At 47.4% G+C, this 17380-nt stretch carries 14 protein-coding genes and 1 tRNA gene; 6 read left to right on the top strand and 9 right to left on the bottom strand.

Translation table 11 applies throughout. The annotated features are described in order from the left end of the window. The first annotated feature begins 1 nt into the window (after nt 1). Together rimM and trmD are read left to right on the top strand one after the other, a co-directional pair. Nucleotides 2–601: a ribosome maturation factor RimM gene (gene rimM / locus NG78_RS00240; RefSeq protein WP_032837919.1), complete on the top strand. Its 600-nt coding sequence runs from the start codon at nt 2–4 to the stop codon at nt 599–601. A 32-nt stretch (nt 602–633) separates the two neighbouring features. Continuing rightward, a complete protein-coding gene (gene trmD / locus NG78_RS00245) occupies nt 634–1455 on the top strand; it encodes a tRNA (guanosine(37)-N1)-methyltransferase TrmD (RefSeq protein WP_004135485.1) in 822 nt (273 codons plus the stop codon). A 9-nt stretch (nt 1456–1464) separates the two neighbouring features. Here trmD and rsmD read toward each other — a convergent pair whose 3' ends face one another. The 5 genes from rsmD to serS form a co-directional block, all read right to left on the bottom strand. Then, the gene (gene rsmD, locus NG78_RS00250; RefSeq protein WP_004135484.1) at nt 1465–2049 is read right to left on the bottom strand and encodes a 16S rRNA (guanine(966)-N(2))-methyltransferase RsmD; all 585 of its coding nucleotides are present in this window, start codon (nt 2047–2049) and stop codon (nt 1465–1467) included. 749 nt (nt 2050–2798) lie between these two features. Next, nucleotides 2799–4223, bottom strand: a complete 1425-nt coding sequence (gene uriT, locus NG78_RS00255; RefSeq protein WP_004135483.1) for a uridine transporter UriT — start codon at nt 4221–4223, stop codon at nt 2799–2801. Between the two features lie 60 nt (nt 4224–4283). After that, nucleotides 4284–5222, bottom strand: a complete 939-nt coding sequence (gene uriH, locus NG78_RS00260; protein ID WP_004135482.1) for a uridine-preferring nucleoside hydrolase UriH — start codon at nt 5220–5222, stop codon at nt 4284–4286. Nucleotides 5223–5441: 219 nt separating this feature from the next. Further along, nucleotides 5442–5526, bottom strand: a tRNA-Ser gene (locus NG78_RS00265). Nucleotides 5527–5602: 76 nt separating this feature from the next. Beyond that, entirely contained in the window at nt 5603–6889 is a 1287-nt protein-coding gene (gene serS, locus NG78_RS00270; RefSeq protein ID WP_004135481.1) for a serine--tRNA ligase, read from the bottom strand. A gap of 140 nt (nt 6890–7029) precedes the next feature. Between serS and trxA the strand changes: the two genes are divergently transcribed. The 3 genes from trxA (at nt 7030) to NG78_RS00285 (ending at nt 10321) form a co-directional block, all read left to right on the top strand. After that, entirely contained in the window at nt 7030–7374 is a 345-nt protein-coding gene (trxA, locus tag NG78_RS00275) for a thioredoxin (protein WP_004135480.1), read from the top strand. Nucleotides 7375–7519: 145 nt separating this feature from the next. Then, nucleotides 7520–8509 (top strand): aggregation-promoting factor C-terminal-like domain-containing protein, encoded by a 990-nt coding sequence (locus NG78_RS00280; protein ID WP_004135478.1) that lies wholly within the window; start codon nt 7520–7522, stop codon nt 8507–8509. Between the two features lie 207 nt (nt 8510–8716). Then, nucleotides 8717–10321, top strand: a complete 1605-nt coding sequence (locus NG78_RS00285; protein ID WP_004135475.1) for an MDR family MFS transporter — start codon at nt 8717–8719, stop codon at nt 10319–10321. An 85-nt stretch (nt 10322–10406) separates the two neighbouring features. On the opposite strand, the gene miaA is transcribed toward NG78_RS00285, so the two are convergent. Together miaA and NG78_RS00295 are read right to left on the bottom strand one after the other, a co-directional pair. Next, the gene (miaA, locus tag NG78_RS00290; protein ID WP_004135474.1) at nt 10407–11402 is read right to left on the bottom strand and encodes a tRNA (adenosine(37)-N6)-dimethylallyltransferase MiaA; all 996 of its coding nucleotides are present in this window, start codon (nt 11400–11402) and stop codon (nt 10407–10409) included. 77 nt (nt 11403–11479) lie between these two features. Beyond that, complete coding sequence (locus tag NG78_RS00295; protein ID WP_004135473.1) at nt 11480–12310, bottom strand: GTP pyrophosphokinase; 831 nt, start codon at nt 12308–12310, stop codon at nt 11480–11482. Nucleotides 12311–12481: 171 nt separating this feature from the next. On the opposite strand from NG78_RS00295, the gene NG78_RS00300 reads away from it, so the two are divergent. Beyond that, nucleotides 12482–13228, top strand: a complete 747-nt coding sequence (locus tag NG78_RS00300) for a Bax inhibitor-1/YccA family protein (RefSeq protein WP_004135471.1) — start codon at nt 12482–12484, stop codon at nt 13226–13228. A gap of 642 nt (nt 13229–13870) precedes the next feature. On the opposite strand, the gene tuf is transcribed toward NG78_RS00300, so the two are convergent. After that, entirely contained in the window at nt 13871–15070 is a 1200-nt protein-coding gene (gene tuf, locus NG78_RS00305) for an elongation factor Tu (protein ID WP_004135469.1), read from the bottom strand. Between the two features lie 168 nt (nt 15071–15238). Beyond that, the gene (fusA, locus tag NG78_RS00310) at nt 15239–17368 is read right to left on the bottom strand and encodes an elongation factor G (protein WP_004135467.1); all 2130 of its coding nucleotides are present in this window, start codon (nt 17366–17368) and stop codon (nt 15239–15241) included. Between the last annotated feature and the right edge of the window lie 12 nt (nt 17369–17380).

Here is a 17380-nt window from a genome sequence, read left to right as displayed (position 1 = left end):
GATGAACGTGGCCTTAGACCAACAATCTTTTGACAACCCTCAGCAAAGTCGTAATGACCTGCTGAGGGTTTGTCGTATCGGCAAAGCCCAAGGTTTAAAAGGCGAAGTAACTGTACAAGTCTTTACCGACGAACCTTACGAACGTTTCGAGCCTGGAAACGTGTTATGCACTGCCGACGGCGAGCGCGAGTTTGTTATTGAGCGCGCACGAACTTTTAAAAATCGCTGGATTCTGCTGTTTGAAGAATCACAAAATCGCAACGACGCTGAAGCTCTTAATGGCTTGGAATTGTATGCGCCTGCAGAAGATTCGCAAGAACTTGCTGCCGAAAATGCTTGGTATATTAAGGATTTGGTCGGTTTACAAGCGCGGCTTTGCGAGGAAAATCAGCTGGGGCTGCCGGCTTGCACTATTGGAAAAGTTGTGGATGTGCTCGACGGTGCGCAATCTTTGCTAAAAATCCGCTTAAATAATCCGGTTGACGACGATAATAAGACTGCGCTTGTGCCATTTGTTGAGGCGCTTGTGCCGGAGGTTGACGTTGATGAAGGGTATTTGACTATTGACCCTCCAGGCGGCTTAATTCCAGGGCTTTCGTAGTTTCCGTAGTTTCCGTAGTAGAGTGCATTATGATGGACATCGATATTGTTTCAGTATTTCCCGAGTATTTTCAAATGCTCGATTTAAGTCTGCTTGGCAAGGCGCAAAATAACGGCCTTCTGCAGATTCGCGCACACAATTTGCGAAAGTGGACTCACGATGTGCATCAGTCAGTTGACGATACTCCTGTTGGCGGCGGAGCCGGGATGGTTATGAAGCCGGAAGTTTGGGCTGAATGCTTAGACGAGCTGCTGAATTTGCCGAATCAGAAAAATGCGCAGGATTCGCAAGATACGCAAGATTTACCAATTCTTATTTTCCCAAACCCTTCTGCCCCACTATTTACGCAAAAAGATGCAACGGAATTAAGTCACGCTAATCATTTGCTATTTGGATGCGGCCGCTACGAAGGCTACGACGCTAGAATTCCGGAATATTACCGCGCAAAAGGCATCGACGTGCGCGAATATTCGATTGGTGACTACGTGCTTAACGGCGGCGAAGTGGCAGTAAGCGTTATGCTTGAGGCGATTACGCGCCTAATTCCTGGGTTTATGGGAAATCCTGAGTCGATTGTTGAAGAGTCTTATACTGGTGCGGATGCACTGTTGGAGCATCATCAGTACACGCGGCCGACTACTTGGCGCGGTATAAGCGTTCCGGAAGTGCTGACTTCTGGAAATCATGCGAAGGTAGACAGATTCCGCCGAGACGAAGCGATTTCGCGTACTAGCGAGATTCGACCGGATTTAATTGAGCGACTTGACTGCCGCGCGCTAGATAAAGCGGATCGAAAAACGCTGATGGCTCTCGGCTGGGAAGTTTCCGGCGAGCACCCTCGCAAAACCTTATGAAAAATAAGATTAGTCGCGAGAAGGCTGAATAAACAGCACAGCAGTTTCGCCGTAATTGCGCGTGTCAAACAGCTCCCAACCCTCAGGAACCGCCGGAGCGACGCTACGCGCGCTGCGTTCAAGCACAATCAGCGTGTCTGCCGCAACACTAGCAACGCCACTAGTAATCATCGAAGCCAATAAACTTTCACAATCCGAAGTTTCGTAAGCATAAGGCGGATCAATAAAAATCAGCTCGAACGCTTCCCCACTATAATCTGCAACGAACTGCTCCGCGCGCTTTCGAATCACCCTCATAGAAAGCGCAGAATCCCAAGATTTTGAACTCTGCAAGGTCTTCGCCGTACGAAGTATAAGAGACGCAGCCTGAGCGTTCGCTTCAACCGAAACCAGCTCGCGCGCGCCTCTAGATAATGCCTCAACTCCTAACGCACCTGTGCCGGCGAATAAATCAAGAACGCGAGCATTGTGCATAACATCCCACGAATCAAGCCTAGAAAATATGGCTTCTTTCGTGCGATCTGTGGTCGGCCGTGTGCAAGATTGCGCCGAAGTAAGTGGCAAAGATTTGAAACGTCCCGCAATAATATGCATACTTCTAGCTTAGCTGTAACCTCAAAAGGAAACAAATGCCGCGCATTTTCCTGCAAATGTTCCTGTAGCTTTGCAGTATTGCTCTGCTTACGTTAAGTATTTATTGCTTAAAGAACACTAGCATCATTGCTACTGCACACATCACACCAGGCACATATACCACACACCAACCCACAGTTTGTTTTGCGACTTTAGTGTACGAATACCAGCGCGGTGAGATTTGAGATTTTTCGCACTGAGCGAGGCAACGTTGATTCCTGTTGATTAGCGAACATTAGCATTATTGCTGCAGCGCACACTACGCCAAGCACTCTTCCTACCACACCAAAAACAACGGTGTGTGAATTTACGAGTGAGAGATAGGAATTGCTTGATCGAGCAATATAAAAGCGGAGCGATAGTAATATCTTTTTGATAAATAACTATTTTTGAAAGAAAGTAAGTAAAAAACTAAACTTAACTATGCAACCTTTAAGTCTAAATAAGGTATAAGAGCGTAGCGCTGCGAGACAAGTAATTCCTATCTCTCACAGCCACATCTCATAACCACAGTAAACACGCACGCAAACACAAATTTTCTAGCCTCGTCAAAACCAGAGAACAAAATCAGTTACAAAACTCATAGACGAAAGCCAAGAATAACGAAAATAAACTCGCGCCACAGTCTAATAGCTCAGAAAGTCGTCACGCAACAACAAACGCCGGAGAAAATTCCCCGGCGTTTGCAGTCAAAAACAACACTACTTAACTTACTTATTTACTTCTTCAGGATTCGGGATTAAGAAGGAGCAAGCAAACGCAAGTGCAAGCAACACAATGCCCGCAACCATAGAAGCCATGTATCCGCCTGTTGCACCATTAGTTCCTGCAACATTTGTCATCACAGCGTAAAGAATTGCAAAGCTCAAGCCAGCACCCAAGTTAAACGCTCCAGCATTCATGCCTGGCAAGTAGCCTGGATTATCTTTTGGAGAAAGCACAATACCAAGTCCGTTAAGCATAATGTTGGAAATACCAGCGTAGCTTACGCCCATAGCGAGCGAAAGCACTACAAGAGCCCACACAGAAGGAACTCCAGCAACATAAATGCCAAAAAGCACACCAACCATGCTCAACAAAATTCCCACGCGAAGCACCAAACGGTATCCAAACTTTGCGGCCAAAATACCGGCAATAGGTCCGAACAGGAATCCAATAATTGCGTAAGGTGTAAGCGTTGCAAAGCTCACAACATCAGCACCCAAATGCGCACCAGCCTTCGCATCCTGCGCAAGCTGCGGCACAACGCCGTTCATCAAAGCGAATACGCCAGTCATCGTCAAAAGCGTGCAAGAAAGAAGACCCCACGTACGACGCTGCTTCATGTAATGCGTAGAAACAAGCGGAGCTGCACTATTGCCCTCAATCTTCCAGAACACAACGAAGAACACAACAGCCACAACCACAAGTCCTGCAATCATAGTCAAGTTTGCGGAAGCAAGCTTATCAATCTCATTAATTGCAAGATATGCTGCCAAGAACGCAATACCAAGAGTTATAACGCCCAGCCAGTCCATTCGCGGCGTTTCTTCAGCGTGAGATTCATCCGCAGCAAGCACAACCATAACAACTGCAACAACAGCAATACCGGCCATGGTCCAGAATACGGAACGGAATCCATAATTGCCAGCAAGCCATCCGCCAAGAAGGGCGTCAACGCCTGCAATACCGCCGTTTACAGAAGTTAAGATTGCCATCAATCTTGCGTAACGCTTTTCTTCAGCAACGCGAACGCGCAGCATAATCAAGCACATTGGAACCACAGGGCCAGACGCACCTTGCAAAATACGGCCAATCATCAAAATGTTAACGTCTGGAGCAAGAGCTGAAACAACGCAGCCTAAAATCGTAGAAATTAAAATGCCAATAAGCACCTTCTTACGACCAACTAGATCAGCTAATCGCGGCAAAAACAGCGAGAACAAAGCTGCTGCAGTGAAGAATACCGTTTGAGTTAAGCCGATTTGCGTATCGGTTGTGTGAAGCTCTTTTGTCATCGTTGCCAATGCTGGAGACAGCATTGAAGCGTTGAGCTGGAATGCAAAAATTGCCACAAGAAGCGCAGTCATTAGCGCTACGATTGAGCGGCCGCCTTTATCTAACATGGAAGGCGCTGGAGATGAAACCTCAGTCATAATAACCTCGTATCAGTATTTGATAATACTTGAAAAATATCCGCAATAATTTTAGTACAATTAGCCAATACGCTTAAGCGCGTCGACAATCAAATCCCAGAATTTATTGAAATCAAGCTTCGTAGCAACCTGAGTATGGCACTCGTCAGCCGAAGGCTCAGGTCCGCGCAAATCCGCAACTGTCATACCAAGCGTCAAATCACCCTTAATTTCAACGTCAAGCGGGCAGCGACGAGTTTGAACAACACTGTGGTCAATCAAATACGCAATAGTGCAAGGATCGTGCACAGGCGGATCAATAAAGTCCTGATTATTCTGGTATGCCTTGCGGAAGAAGTCCATCAAACCGCTGGCAAACGCGGCAAGAGGCGTGCCGACTGCGTCAATCTTTGCTTGAGCTTCCGGCGTGCAAAGAGCCTGATGAGTTAAATCAAGGCCAACCATTGTAATAGGCCATGCCTCATTAAACACAACGTGTGCAGCTTCCGGATCCGTCTTAATATTAAACTCTGCAACCGCGCTCCAATTTCCAACGTGGTAGCCGCCGCCCATAAGCACGACTTCCTTAACGCGGCTAACAATTCTAGGCTCCATGCGCACAGCCATAGCAATATTCGTAAGCGGGCCGGTTGGAACGAGAGTAATTGTGCCTGGCTCGTGGCTCATAATCGTGTCAACGATCCAATTTACAGCGTGGCCTTCGTCCAATGGGCGCGTCGGTTCCGGAAGAGTTACGCCGTCCAAGCCAGTTTCGCCGTGGACTGCAGCCGCAACTTCCAGCGGACGAATCATAGGACGATCGCAGCCTGCGTGCACAGGAATATTCGTAGCATGTGCCATTTCCAGCGTTGCGCGCGCATTATACGTGACTTTTTCGAGGCTTTGGTTGCCGCCAACAGTTGTTACGCCAATCAAGTCGATATTCGGATTGCCAAGTGCTAACAAAATAGCCATTGCATCATCATGACCAGGATCGCAATCCAGGATTATTGAAGTCATTATTACTCCTTTGTAAGCTGATTCATTTTTAAGTGCGATGCTATAAGTCACATACATTTTTAAGTGCGACACTAAAATCGCATAACATTTGTTTATACAAGTAAACAAATGACCATAAACAAGTATAGCAGGCCGACGCTTTATTGCAATAAGATTTCTGAACAGTACAAAAACGGCACGAAAAAAGGGTTTCTAGCGATTTGCTAGAAACCCTATTCGCGGATGAGGCGAGATTCGAACTCGCGGTAGGTTTCCCTACAACGGTTTTCAAGACCGTCTCCTTAGACCGCTCGGACACCCATCCAATCTGTGCGCAAACGCAACTAATACGCTCTTAACGCACAGGGGTTAAGCATATCATTACGCGTGGAACGCGACTCTCACGCTTCCCACTTCGTAGGTTCAATAACTTCCTTGCCGCCCATATAAGCCTGCATTGCCTTTGGAATATCAATCGAACCATCTTCATGCTGATGATTTTCCAAAATAGCCACAAGCCAGCGCGTAGTAGCCAAAGTGCCGTTCAAAGTGCTTACTGGACGAGTTCCGCCATCTTCCATACGTTCGCGCACATTCAAGCGACGAGCCTGATACTCGGTGCAGTTAGAAGTAGAAGTAAGCTCACGGTAGCGACCCTGCGTTGGAACCCAAGCTTCGCAATCAAACTTGCGAGCGGCAGAAGAACCAAGATCGCCTGCAGCAGTATCAATAATGCGGTAAGGCACTTCCACCTTAGCAAGCATTTCCTGCTCCATGCCAAGCAACTTTTGATGCTCAGCGCGAGAATCTTCCTGCTTGCAGTAAACAAACATTTCAACCTTGTCGAACTGATGCACGCGAATAATACCGGAAGTATCCTTTCCAGCAGCGCCAGCCTCACGACGGTAGCAGCTCGACCATCCGCAATAACGCAAAGCACCATTGCTTAAGTCAAGAATCTCATCCTCATGCATACCAGCCAAAGCAACTTCGGAAGTACCAACCAAATACTGATCATCTGGCTCGCGAAGGCGGTAAATCTCATCCGCGTGAGAATTCAAGAAGCCAGTTCCGCGCATAACTTCTGGACGCACCAAAGTTGGCGTAATCGCAAGCGTAAAGCCGTGCTCCTCTGCTTGATCTACAGCCATAGTAAGCATTGCGATTTGCAAACGAGCCACAGCACCGCGCAAGAAGTAGAAGCGAGAACCTGCAACCTTTACGCCACGACGCATATCAATGCCAGCAACGCCTGTACCAAGAGTTAAATGATCCTTTGGCTCAAAGCCTTCAGCTGCAAAATCGCGAGGTGTTCCAACCTTCTTAACGACCACGTAGTCGTCTTCGCCGCCTTCTGGAGCCTCATCTTCAACGATGTTGGAAAGCTTCCACATTGCGGTTGTGTAGTCGGCAGTAGCTTTTTCGGATTCAGCCTTGTATTCAGCAACCTTTTGAGCCAATTCCTTAGTTTCGGCAATAAGCGCGGCTTTTTCTTCCGCAGGAGCAGACGCAACCTTCTTACCAATCGCCTTCTGCTCAGCGCGAGCAGCTTCAAAAGCCTTAAGAGCATCACGGCGCAAATCGTCATTGCGCAACACTTCATCGACTAGTTCAACAGACTCGCCACGCTTGCGCTGCGATTCCTTAACTACGTCGGCATGTTCACGAATAAATTGAATATCAAGCATGCAACCTAGCCTAGTGCCGCAAGGCGACAGATAAATATATAGATAAGTATGCACATAAATATACACATAAATATGCAAACAAATATACAGATAAATATATGGGGTATACTTATACAAACGGACTAAAGATAGGAGAAAAAATGGCAGTTATTCACGCAAGCCAGGAAGATTTCATGTCTATTGTTGAGTCTAACGAAATTGTTTTCGTTGACTTTTGGGCAACATGGTGCGGTCCGTGCCGTTCATTTGGTCCAATTTTTGAATCTGTAAGCAATAATCATCCAGATATTGCTTTTGTTAAAATCGACATTGACGAAAATCAGCAAATAGCAGAAGAAGCAGAAATCCATTCTATTCCAACTATTCAGGTCATAAAAAATGGTGGATTGGTTTGGAATCACCAAGGTGCTATAACTGCTAACGAATTAGAGTTGGTAGTTTCAAAAGCAAAAGAACTTGTAACGGACGACGATTCAGAAGACTAAATTCATAAACGTTGAAATAACGCCCTTCTCTTTACGTGCTACTAGAATATTAATAACTTTGGTTATTTGCCAACTTGGTTATTCGCATTCAGGCACTCGATTGTGTTATTTGCTTTGATTGCGTTTACTCAACAAAGGGAGATTTATGGCCACCAGTCACCGAAATCATACTGTTACGCTTAGTTCGCTCAGTTTACGTCAGTGGGCTAAGTTTGGTGCGATTATTGTGAGCTCCATAGCTTTGGTGGCACTCGGCTTTACTTCCCGCGGCTTTTACACTTCATCCAAAGAGCATGCAGCACCTGTAACTTCGTATTCTGCAACTGATTCCACGCAAGTTTCTCGTGGCGCTGCTCGAGATGTTTTCACTAAAGGCTCAACTTCATATATAAACGTTGTTATAAACGGACATCATCGCACGATTTTAGGCACTAATTTTACCGACGTAAAATCAGTTTTAGACGCTGGCGATATTACTCTTGAACCGCACGATGTTGTAACGCCTTCACTTAACACAAAAGTTGACGAATCAACCGTTATTACAATTAATCGCGCCGGAGCAAAGCTCGAAACTTCCGACGATCCGATTTCTTTTAACGTTGTGAAAAAAGAAACAGCAGCTCTTCCAAAAGGTACTGAAAAAGTGCAAAGCCAGGGCGCTGACGGCGTTATGGAAACAGCAAAAATAGTTACGCGCGCAAAAGGTAAAGTTGTTTCTTCCAACATTTTCTCCTCTTACGTAAAGAAAGCTCCAAAAGACAAGGTTATTCTTGTTGGAACTGGCGGCGCTTCGGCAAATCTTGGATTAGCTGCTTCTATTGGAACTACAGTTCCAGCTGGCGAAATGCAGCAATGGGCTCACGACTGGCTTATTTCCAACGGTTATAGCGAAGCAGACTTTACAGCTACAGTGTTCATTATTTCTCATGAATCAGGCTGGAGAGTAAATGCTATGAATCCTTCTGGCGCTTACGGCTTGCCTCAAGCTTTGCCAGGTGGAAAGATGGCTTCTGCGGGCGCTGACTGGGCCACGAATTATCAGACTCAGCTCCGATGGTTCTGGAATTACTGCAACGGCCGCTACGGTTCTATTCAGGGAGCTTATCAGCACTGGCTTTCCTACCGCAGCTACTGATTTAGGCAATTTTAATTTTTAAATATAATTTGTGCCAAAACGCGTAAGTTTCGCAAGTAGGTGCCGCAAGTCGGTGCAGCAAGTCGGTTCATTACGCTGACTACGCACGCTGACTACGCACGCTGACTGCGCACGCTTGTTTAGCGCGCTGATTTTACACATTGGTTTTACACGCTTTTAGCTTTTAGAAAAGAAAAGGATTTTATTGTGGCAATAGCAAATTGGCTATCTTTTGAAAGCCGTAATCTCAGCCATGCTTTGGCAGGAGAAGAAGCATACCGCAATAATCGTCTTACTAAACCTGCACTAATTTCCCTTGCAATTCTTACGTTTATTACCTTCATAGGCAATTTTGCGCAACTGCAACTTACGGCAGCTCTTCCAACAATTGTGCAAGAATTTGGCATAAGCGTTACAACAGGTCAGTGGCTAACCTCTATTTTCCAGCTGATTATGGCAATTATGGTGCCTCTTACAGCGTTCTTAACTCGCCGATTTTCAACGCGTCAAATTGTTATTACTTCCATGCTTCTTTTTACAATCGGCTCAGTTCTTGCGTGGCTAAGTAACGATTTTATGATGGCACTTATTGGCCGAACCCTAGAAGCGATTGGCACGGGCGTAATGTGGCCTGTTTTGCAAATAACAGTTTTCTCCGTATTCCCTGTTACTAGACGCGGCATGGCTATGGGTAGTGTCGGTATGGCAATGAGCATTGCTCCAGCAATCGGCCCTACTATTGGCGGATTGCAAACTGATATTAACGGATGGCGATCAATCTTTTGCTCTCTTACAATTATCGGCGTAATTTCCGTGATTTTATCGGTTCTTTTCCTGCATAATTTTGGCGAACACGACCCTAACGCTCACGCCGACTTCTTCTCGGTTGGTCTTTCGATTATTGGTTTTGGCGGACTTATGTTCGGCTTCACTAATATTGAAGGATGTGGAATTACACACCCACTTTCTTGGGTTCCTATGGTTGTTGGAGCTTTGGGAATTGCGTGGTTTGTTATAAGACAGTTGCGAGCGCAAAAGCGCGGTCACACTCCCCTTCTTGGACTTAGCGTACTTAAAAACCGCTACTTTATGATCGGCACAATTTGCGCATGCTTAACTTTCTTCGCTTTTAGCTCGATTATGGTGCTTATTCCGCTTTATATTCAGTCCGACCGCGGTTTTTCTGCTACTATGAGCGGTCTGATTCTACTTCCGGGCGCTTTCGGAATGGCGATTTCGCAGTATTTTGGCGGACGTATGCTGGATCGTTTTGGAGTTAGACCAGTTGCAATGGCAGGCTCTATTATTCTGCTTTTTGGCACTGTAATGATGAGTCTTATTGACATGAATACTTGGATTTGGTGGATTTCTATTTGGCAATTCACGCGCCAAATTGGTATGGGATTCTTGCTTATGCCAATAACAACCTGGTCGCTTAATTGCTTGAAACCCGAAGAACTTGGCGATGGATCGGCTGTAACTAATACTATGCGTCAGCTTTGGGGTGCGATTGGCGCTCCTGTGCTGGTAGTTACAATGACGGTTCTAACAACGTGGCATCGTACTGTTACTGGAAGCGGTCACGCAGCAGATGTTGCTGCAAGCATTTTTGGAGTGCAGTGGACGCTACGTATTAGCGCGATTATTACCGCTGTTATGGCACTACTGGTCATTTTTGGCGTTAAAGGTGAAGGAGCAGGATCGGCTCATAATCTTGCGCGCAGGGCGATCAATCGAATGCGCGTAATGCATATTCCTCACGCAACAGAGCACCACGATGTTATGCACGATCACACGCATCATCAATACTAAATAGCGCGCAACTAAATAGCGCGCAGGCGACAAAAACTACTCAGCGTTGCGCTGTTTATGTCGACTTTCGTTTTAAGCACAGCATTTACTGCACAAATCCAAGATGATGCTGAGTCGCACCAGCGTCTTCGTTATCAAACTCCCCCGCATCTGCAGCATCAACTAACGCGAGCGCAGCATCCGCAAGATCCGGACGCAGAGCATCCAACCAATGAATGCGCGCATCTCGCCCAAACCAGCCCATCTGCTTTCGCGCAAGCCTACGAGTCTTCTGTGCAATATCCTCAAAAGCCTCATCCTCGCTCCACACGCCATCCAAATAATCCATAATCTGCTGGTAGCCGAGAGCACGAGCTGCAGTCACACCTAATCTACCGCGAATTGCGCGCACTTCGTTCACAAACCCCTGTTCTCGCATCAGCTGTGTACGCAAATCCACGCGCTTGTCTAAATCCTCGCGCTTTAAATCTAAACCAATTTGCAGGCAATCAATCACGTATTTATAGCGCGGAAGCGTTGCAGAATAAGGCTTTCCGGTAAGCTCAATCACTTCAAGCGCACGAATAGTACGTCGCGGATTGCGCGCATCCATATGAGCCGCGGCAACAGGATCCTTCTTTTGCAACTCATCAAACAGCGCACCCGCACCCTCTTTGCGCTCGCGCTCTTCTAAAGCTGCACGAATAGACGCATCCGTACCAGGGAATGTAATATCATCCACTGCAGCACGCGCATACAATCCCGAACCGCCAACTAAAATCGGTCTCACACCGCGCGACTGCAGCTCACGAATGCACTTTTGCGCAAGATCTTGAAAGCGCGCGACTGTCATAGTTTCCTCTGGATCGATAATATCCAGCAAATGATGCGGCACTTCCGCCTGCTCTTGAGTGCTCGCCTTCGCCGTACCAATATCCATGTAACGGTACATTTGATACGCATCTGCATTGATGATTTCCGCGCGCACGCCGCGTTCAGCTAGTTTTTTTGCCAGCGCAATACCAAGACCCGTTTTGCCGGAAGCTGTAGGTCCTACGATTGAAATCACTTTCGGCACGTGATTTTGCTTATTTTCCGCCACGTCACGCTCCTCAACTTACGCGCATACAAATCAGATTTATCTTAAATATTATAATCCCGAGGCTGCTGAAACGATTCTCACGCCCTGCTATTTGGGGCTTCTTCAGCTCGAGGAGCGCCGTTAATATCGCGGTGAATGCCCTGCATCTGCGCCTCAATATTCTGCAAGTTGCGCGCGCAATCAAGCAAAGTCTGCGAATGCTCAGCCAACTTTGCATCCGGCAAACCGGCTTTATAGCGCAAAGCGTGTTCCAAACTAGCCCAATAATCCATTGCAATTGTGCGGAACTGCACTTCAACCGGCGTATAATGCGCGCCCGACGACAAGAACACAGGCACTGCGTAAATCACGTGCAAACTGCGGTATCCGTTCGGCTTAGGATTTTTAATATAATCCTTGACTCGCAGCACCTGAATGTCTGTTTGTTTAGAAAGGTACTGAGCTACGGAGTACACGTCGTCGCAATAATTGCAGATGACGCGAATGCCGGCAACGTCGAAAAGATTGTCGCGTATAGAGCGCGTGGAAATTTCCAGATTGCGGCGCTGCAGCTTTTCAAAAATAGAGTGAACTGACTTAAGGCGGCGCTCCATGTGGTGAATTGGGTCGTGTGAGAAGCGCACCTGGAATTCGCTGTCGAGAATCTCAAGCTTTGTGCTGATTTCGTACATCGCGCCTTCGTAAACTTGCATCATGTTTACGAATTCGTCGATTTGATCTTCCGGCAGCATTGGGGAGTTTGATTTGCCGCAGTTTGGGCAATTATGCGAAGCGTGCTCGTGTTCGTGCTGCTCGTGCGTATTTGTATTAGTGTTATTTTCAACGCCCTGCTCACTAATTGCTTCGTTGCTATGAAGGCGGGCGTACAATTCTGCTGCGTTTACGCGATTATGACGATCAAGTATCACGTCTTTCTATAATACTCGAGAAACTGCTAAACTGTAGGTTAATCTATAGTCTATTTGTGCAAAAGTACTAAATTACGTTACATTTTTAGCATTTTTTAAGATGCATCAGCTAAAATATTATGAGAACGTTGTCTTGACAGCGTTTTATTTCACAGCTGTTAAGGAGAAATTATGACAAACTTTACGCAAGATTATTACGGAGCGAGCGCTCCTGAAGTAATCGACACTAATGCTACTTACGCTTTTGAAAAAGCAAAAAGAATTTCTGTAGGTCGCACTTACGGCGAAATGACGATTGGTCTTGCTGTAACTGCACTAGTTGCAATGTTTACACAAACCAGTAATTTATTCTTGCAATTTATGCTTGCAACTCGCGGCTGGGGTTGGATTCTTCTAATTGGCGCGCAAATTATTATATCCGTTTTTATGGGCACTCGCATCATGAAAATGAGCACTACTACAGCGCGCGTTCTGTTTTATGCGTATTCGGCTCTAACCGGTTTTACGCTCAGCACTATTTTTATGGTATTTAGTATAGGCTCAATTGCACTAGTCTTTGCGTTAACTGCAGGATTCTTCCTTTGCTTGACTATGCTTGCGCTCACTACGAAGATGAATCTACTTAAAGCTGGGCCAATTCTTATGGTTGCGCTTATTGCGTTAATTATTACGCAAGTTATTTTGATGTTCGTCGCTCCTGGTGCAGGCGTATTGCGAATTGTTGCAGCTATTGGAATACTGATTTTTGCTGGCCTAACCGCTTACGATGCGCAAGCCACGCGCTCGCTTCTTGAGCAGTACGCAAATCAGCCAGAAATGGTTAAGAAGCTGTCGATTTTCTGCGCTTTCCAGCTTTATTTGGACTTTATTAACATGTTCATTTACTTGCTGCAGCTGCTTGGAAACAACAGAGATTAGTAGTTCTGATTTTCTAAACACAAAACCCTGCTGATTCGTCGGCAGGGTTTTTATTTATGTGTTCTACTCTCCAAACATGGGCGCGACGACCTGCCGAAGCGCTTAAAGCGTAGCGCGCGAAGGCAACTCGTAGCGGAAACTCGCTCAGATTGGAAGTCCAGTGGACTTCCAACGCGAGTTTCGTAAGCGAGCGCTTATAGCGCGAGCGTTTCCCCACATTTGGAGCGCCAAACAACCCCAAACCCTCCAAAAGCGCGATGAATTACCCACGTTTGGAGCGCCATACCCACCAAACCCTCCAAAAGCCGGAAAAATACACGGCAAATGTGGTCAGCCAAGGCAAAAACGACAACAAATACCAGAGAACTACACGTCGAATGTTTCCCAAACAGACAACCAGAGACCCTAACGCAGTACGCAATCTGCACTAATGTCCAATAATCTACAATCAGAGACCCTAACGCAGTAACCCATCTGCACCAGTGTCCAAAAATGGGCAAAATGAGACACTCGCGCAGAAAACATGTCATCGCTCGCAATGCATAGCTCAAGCAGGTCGTCGCGTGAATACAACAAAAGACCCCACGAGTTTCCTCGCGGGGTCTTTGTTAAGCCTTAGCTAATATTTTCAGTTAGAAAATACTAGGCAAGAATCTTGGTCACACGACCGGAACCAACGGTACGGCCACCTTCACGAACTGCGAAGGTCAAGCCCTCTTCCATTGCGATGGCCTGGATCAACTCAACAGTGAATGTTGCGTGATCGCCTGGCTGAACCATCTCAACGCCGTCTGGCAAGGTGATAACGCCGGTGACGTCGGTGGTGCGGAAGTAGAACTGTGGACGGTAGTTGGAGAAGAACGGCGAGTGACGGCCACCTTCGTCCTTGGTCAAGACGTAAACTTCGCCTTCGAACTTGGTGTGTGGGGTCACAGAACCTGGAGCAGCCACAACCTGGCCACGCTCAACGTCGGTACGGGTGATACCACGGAGAAGAAGACCAGTGTTATCGCCAGCTTCGGCCTCATCCATCTGCTTGTGGAAGGTCTCGATGGAGGTAACGGTGGTGGTCTGGGTGTCACGCAAACCAACAATCTCAACTGGGGTGTTGATTGGGAGCTTACCACGCTCAACACGACCGGTAACAACGGTACCACGACCGGAGATGGTGAACACATCCTCGATTGGCATCAAGAATGGCTTATCAAGATCGTGAGTTGGGGTTGGGATGTACTCGTCAACAGCCTTCATGAGTTCCTTGACGGTCTCTACCCACTTGTCGTGATCTGGAGCGTCATCATGCAAAGCACCGTAAGCAGAGGTGCGGATGACTGGGCAGTCGCGATCGAAGCCGTTTTCTTCGAGGAGGTCACGGACCTCTTCTTCAACGAGGTCAATAAGCTCTGGGTCATCAACCATATCGCACTTGTTCAAAGCAACGAGGATCTTCGGGACACCGACCTGCTTAGCGAGCAAAACGTGCTCACGGGTCTGAGCCATAGGACCATCGGTAGCAGCAACCACGAGGATTGCGCCATCCATCTGAGCAGCACCGGTGATCATGTTCTTAACGTAATCAGCGTGGCCTGGAGCGTCCACGTGAGCGTAGTGACGTGCTTCAGTCTGATACTCGATGTGTGCGATGTTGATGGTAATACCGCGTTCCTTCTCTTCTGGAGCGGCATCAATCTGATCGAAGTCATACTGAGGGTTCAAATCAGGATATTCGCTGTGCAGCACCTTGGAGATAGCCGCGGTCAGAGTAGTCTTGCCGTGATCAACGTGACCAATGGTACCAATGTTGACATGCGGCTTAGTACGCTCGTACTTTTCCTTTGCCATGTGTTTGTCCTCCTGGACGTCTCGTAGTTTGCTTTACACGAATGTGTAAAGTCTTTCGCTACATATTTACTGGGTTTCTGGGTTAGGTGCCACTTCGGTGCCAGAACCCAGTCAACGTAGAAATTCTAGCGTTGACCGGGGACAGAAAACACCGAAGTAGCGTGCGCTTTATTCGCCGCGCTGAGCCTTAATAATCTCGTCCGAAACAGCCTTCGGGACCTCTGCGTAAGAGTCCATCTGCATGGTGAACATTGCGCGGCCCTGAGTCTTGGAACGAAGATCGCCGATGTAGCCGAACATTTCGCTCAGCGGCACCTTTGCGTCAATAACCTTAACGCCGGTTGCATCAGTCATAGACTGGATGTTACCGCGGCGAGAGTTCAAATCGCCCATGACATCGCCCATGTACTCTTCTGGAGTACGGACTTCGACTGCCATAATTGGTTCGAGAATTACCGGATTAGCCTTTGGTGCAGCTTCCTTGAAGCACATGGAACCTGCAATCTTGAAGGCCATTTCCGAAGAATCGACATCGTGAGTCTGACCGTCGGTGACGGTTGCCTTTACGCCCACAACTGGGAAGCCAGCCAACACACCGGACTCCATAGCTTCCTGCACACCTGCGTCGATGGAAGGAATGAATTCCTTGGTAATGTGGCCGCCGGTAACTTCGTTGACGAACTGGTAAGTTTCGCCAGATTCTGTGTCGAGAGGCTCGAAGTTCATCAAAACCTTAGCGAACTGACCAGAACCACCGGTCTGCTTCTTGTGAGTGTATTCCTGGTTCATAACAGCCTTACGAATGGTTTCACGGTAAGCAACCTGTGGCTTACCAACATTCGCTTCGACCTTGAACTCGCGGCGCATACGATCAACGATAATGTCAAGCTGAAGCTCGCCCATACCGGAAATCAAAGTCTGGCCGGATTCCTCATCGGTCTTAACCTGGAAGGTAGGATCCTCGTCAGAAAGCTTAGCCAAAGCCAAGCTCATCTTTTCCTGATCAGCCTTCGTCTTTGGCTCCACAGCCACCTCGATAACAGGATCTGGGAAGGTCATGGATTCCAAGGAGATTGGGTTCTTTTCGTCGCACAAGGTATCACCAGTGCTGACGTTCTTCAAACCAACGAAGGTGTAGATGTTACCAGCTTCTGCGGAATCTACAGGATTTTCCTTATCAGCGTGCATCTGGAAGATCTTGCCAACGCGTTCCTTCTTGGACTTCGTGGAATCGTACACGGAATCACCTGGCTTAACTTCGCCAGAGTAAACGCGCACGAACACGAGCTTGCCGTAGAACGGATGGGTGGAAATCTTGAAGACCAAAGCTGCGAATGGATCGGTGTTCACTGGCTTGCGGTCAATTTCAACGGATTCGTCGCCTGGCTTGAAGCCCTTAATGGATGGAACATCCTCTGGGCTTGGAAGGAAGTCAACAACAGCATCCAGCATTGGCTGAACACCCTTATCCTTGAATGCAGAACCGCAGGTTACAGGGAAGGCCTTACGTTCGATTGTAAGCTTACGAATACCAGCGCGCATTTCTTCTTCAGTAAGTTCGCCAGTTTCGAGATACTTCTCAACCAATTCGTCGTCAGCTTCAGCAACCTGATCCATGAGTTCAGCACGATACTCTTCTGCACGATCCTGCAAATCTGCAGGAATGTCAACGGTGTCGTAGTGAGCACCCATATCGTCCTTAACGTCATTCCAGACGTAAGCCTTCATACGAATCAAGTCAACAACGCCAGTGAAGTCGTTTTCAGCGCCGATTGGAAGCTGAATAACGAGTGGAGTTGCGCCGAGCTTCTCCTTGATGGTCTTGACGGAGTAGTAGAAGTCTGCGCCAAGCTTATCCATCTTGTTGATGAAGCAAATACGTGGAACGCTGTACTTATCTGCCTGACGCCACACGGTTTCAGACTGAGGCTCCACGCCTTCCTTACCATCGAAGACTGCAACAGCACCGTCGAGAACACGAAGGGAACGTTCCACCTCAGCGGTGAAGTCCACGTGGCCTGGGGTATCGATGATGTTGATCTGATAGCGGTCATCAACGTCGTGAGTCTGACGCTTCCAGAAGCAGGTGGTTGCAGCAGACTGAATAGTAATACCGCGTTCCTGCTCCTGAGCCATGAAGTCCATGGTAGAAGCACCATCATGAGTTTCACCGATCTTGTAATTCTTACCAGTGTAGTAAAGAATACGTTCGGTTGTAGTAGTCTTACCAGCATCGATGTGCGCCATGATGCCGATGTTACGAACCATATTCAGGTCGTTAAGCACATCTTGTGCCATATTCTTATCCTT

The sequence above is a fragment of the Gardnerella greenwoodii 00703Dmash genome, assembly GCF_000263635.1.
Classification (GTDB): domain Bacteria; phylum Actinomycetota; class Actinomycetes; order Actinomycetales; family Bifidobacteriaceae; genus Bifidobacterium; species Bifidobacterium greenwoodii.
The sequence above is the reverse complement of the archived record's forward strand: the minus strand, read 5'-3'. Positions and strand labels throughout refer to the sequence as shown.

What these genes read in the sequence shown, in the direction of transcription:
- serS (WP_004135481.1), bottom strand. Translation starts at nt 6,889, where the DNA reads ATGCTTGATATTCAATTTATTCGTGAACATGCCGACGTAGTTAAGGAA.
- trmD (WP_004135485.1), top strand. Translation starts at nt 634, where the DNA reads ATGGACATCGATATTGTTTCAGTATTTCCCGAGTATTTTCAAATGCTC.
- fusA (WP_004135467.1), bottom strand. Translation starts at nt 17,368, where the DNA reads ATGGCACAAGATGTGCTTAACGACCTGAATATGGTTCGTAACATCGGC.
- uriT (WP_004135483.1), bottom strand. Translation starts at nt 4,223, where the DNA reads ATGACTGAGGTTTCATCTCCAGCGCCTTCCATGTTAGATAAAGGCGGC.
- rimM (WP_032837919.1), top strand. Translation starts at nt 2, where the DNA reads ATGAACGTGGCCTTAGACCAACAATCTTTTGACAACCCTCAGCAAAGT.
- uriH (WP_004135482.1), bottom strand. Translation starts at nt 5,222, where the DNA reads ATGACTTCAATAATCCTGGATTGCGATCCTGGTCATGATGATGCAATG.
- NG78_RS00300 (WP_004135471.1), top strand. Translation starts at nt 12,482, where the DNA reads ATGACAAACTTTACGCAAGATTATTACGGAGCGAGCGCTCCTGAAGTA.
- tuf (WP_004135469.1), bottom strand. Translation starts at nt 15,070, where the DNA reads ATGGCAAAGGAAAAGTACGAGCGTACTAAGCCGCATGTCAACATTGGT.
- NG78_RS00280 (WP_004135478.1), top strand. Translation starts at nt 7,520, where the DNA reads ATGGCCACCAGTCACCGAAATCATACTGTTACGCTTAGTTCGCTCAGT.
- trxA (WP_004135480.1), top strand. Translation starts at nt 7,030, where the DNA reads ATGGCAGTTATTCACGCAAGCCAGGAAGATTTCATGTCTATTGTTGAG.
- rsmD (WP_004135484.1), bottom strand. Translation starts at nt 2,049, where the DNA reads ATGCATATTATTGCGGGACGTTTCAAATCTTTGCCACTTACTTCGGCG.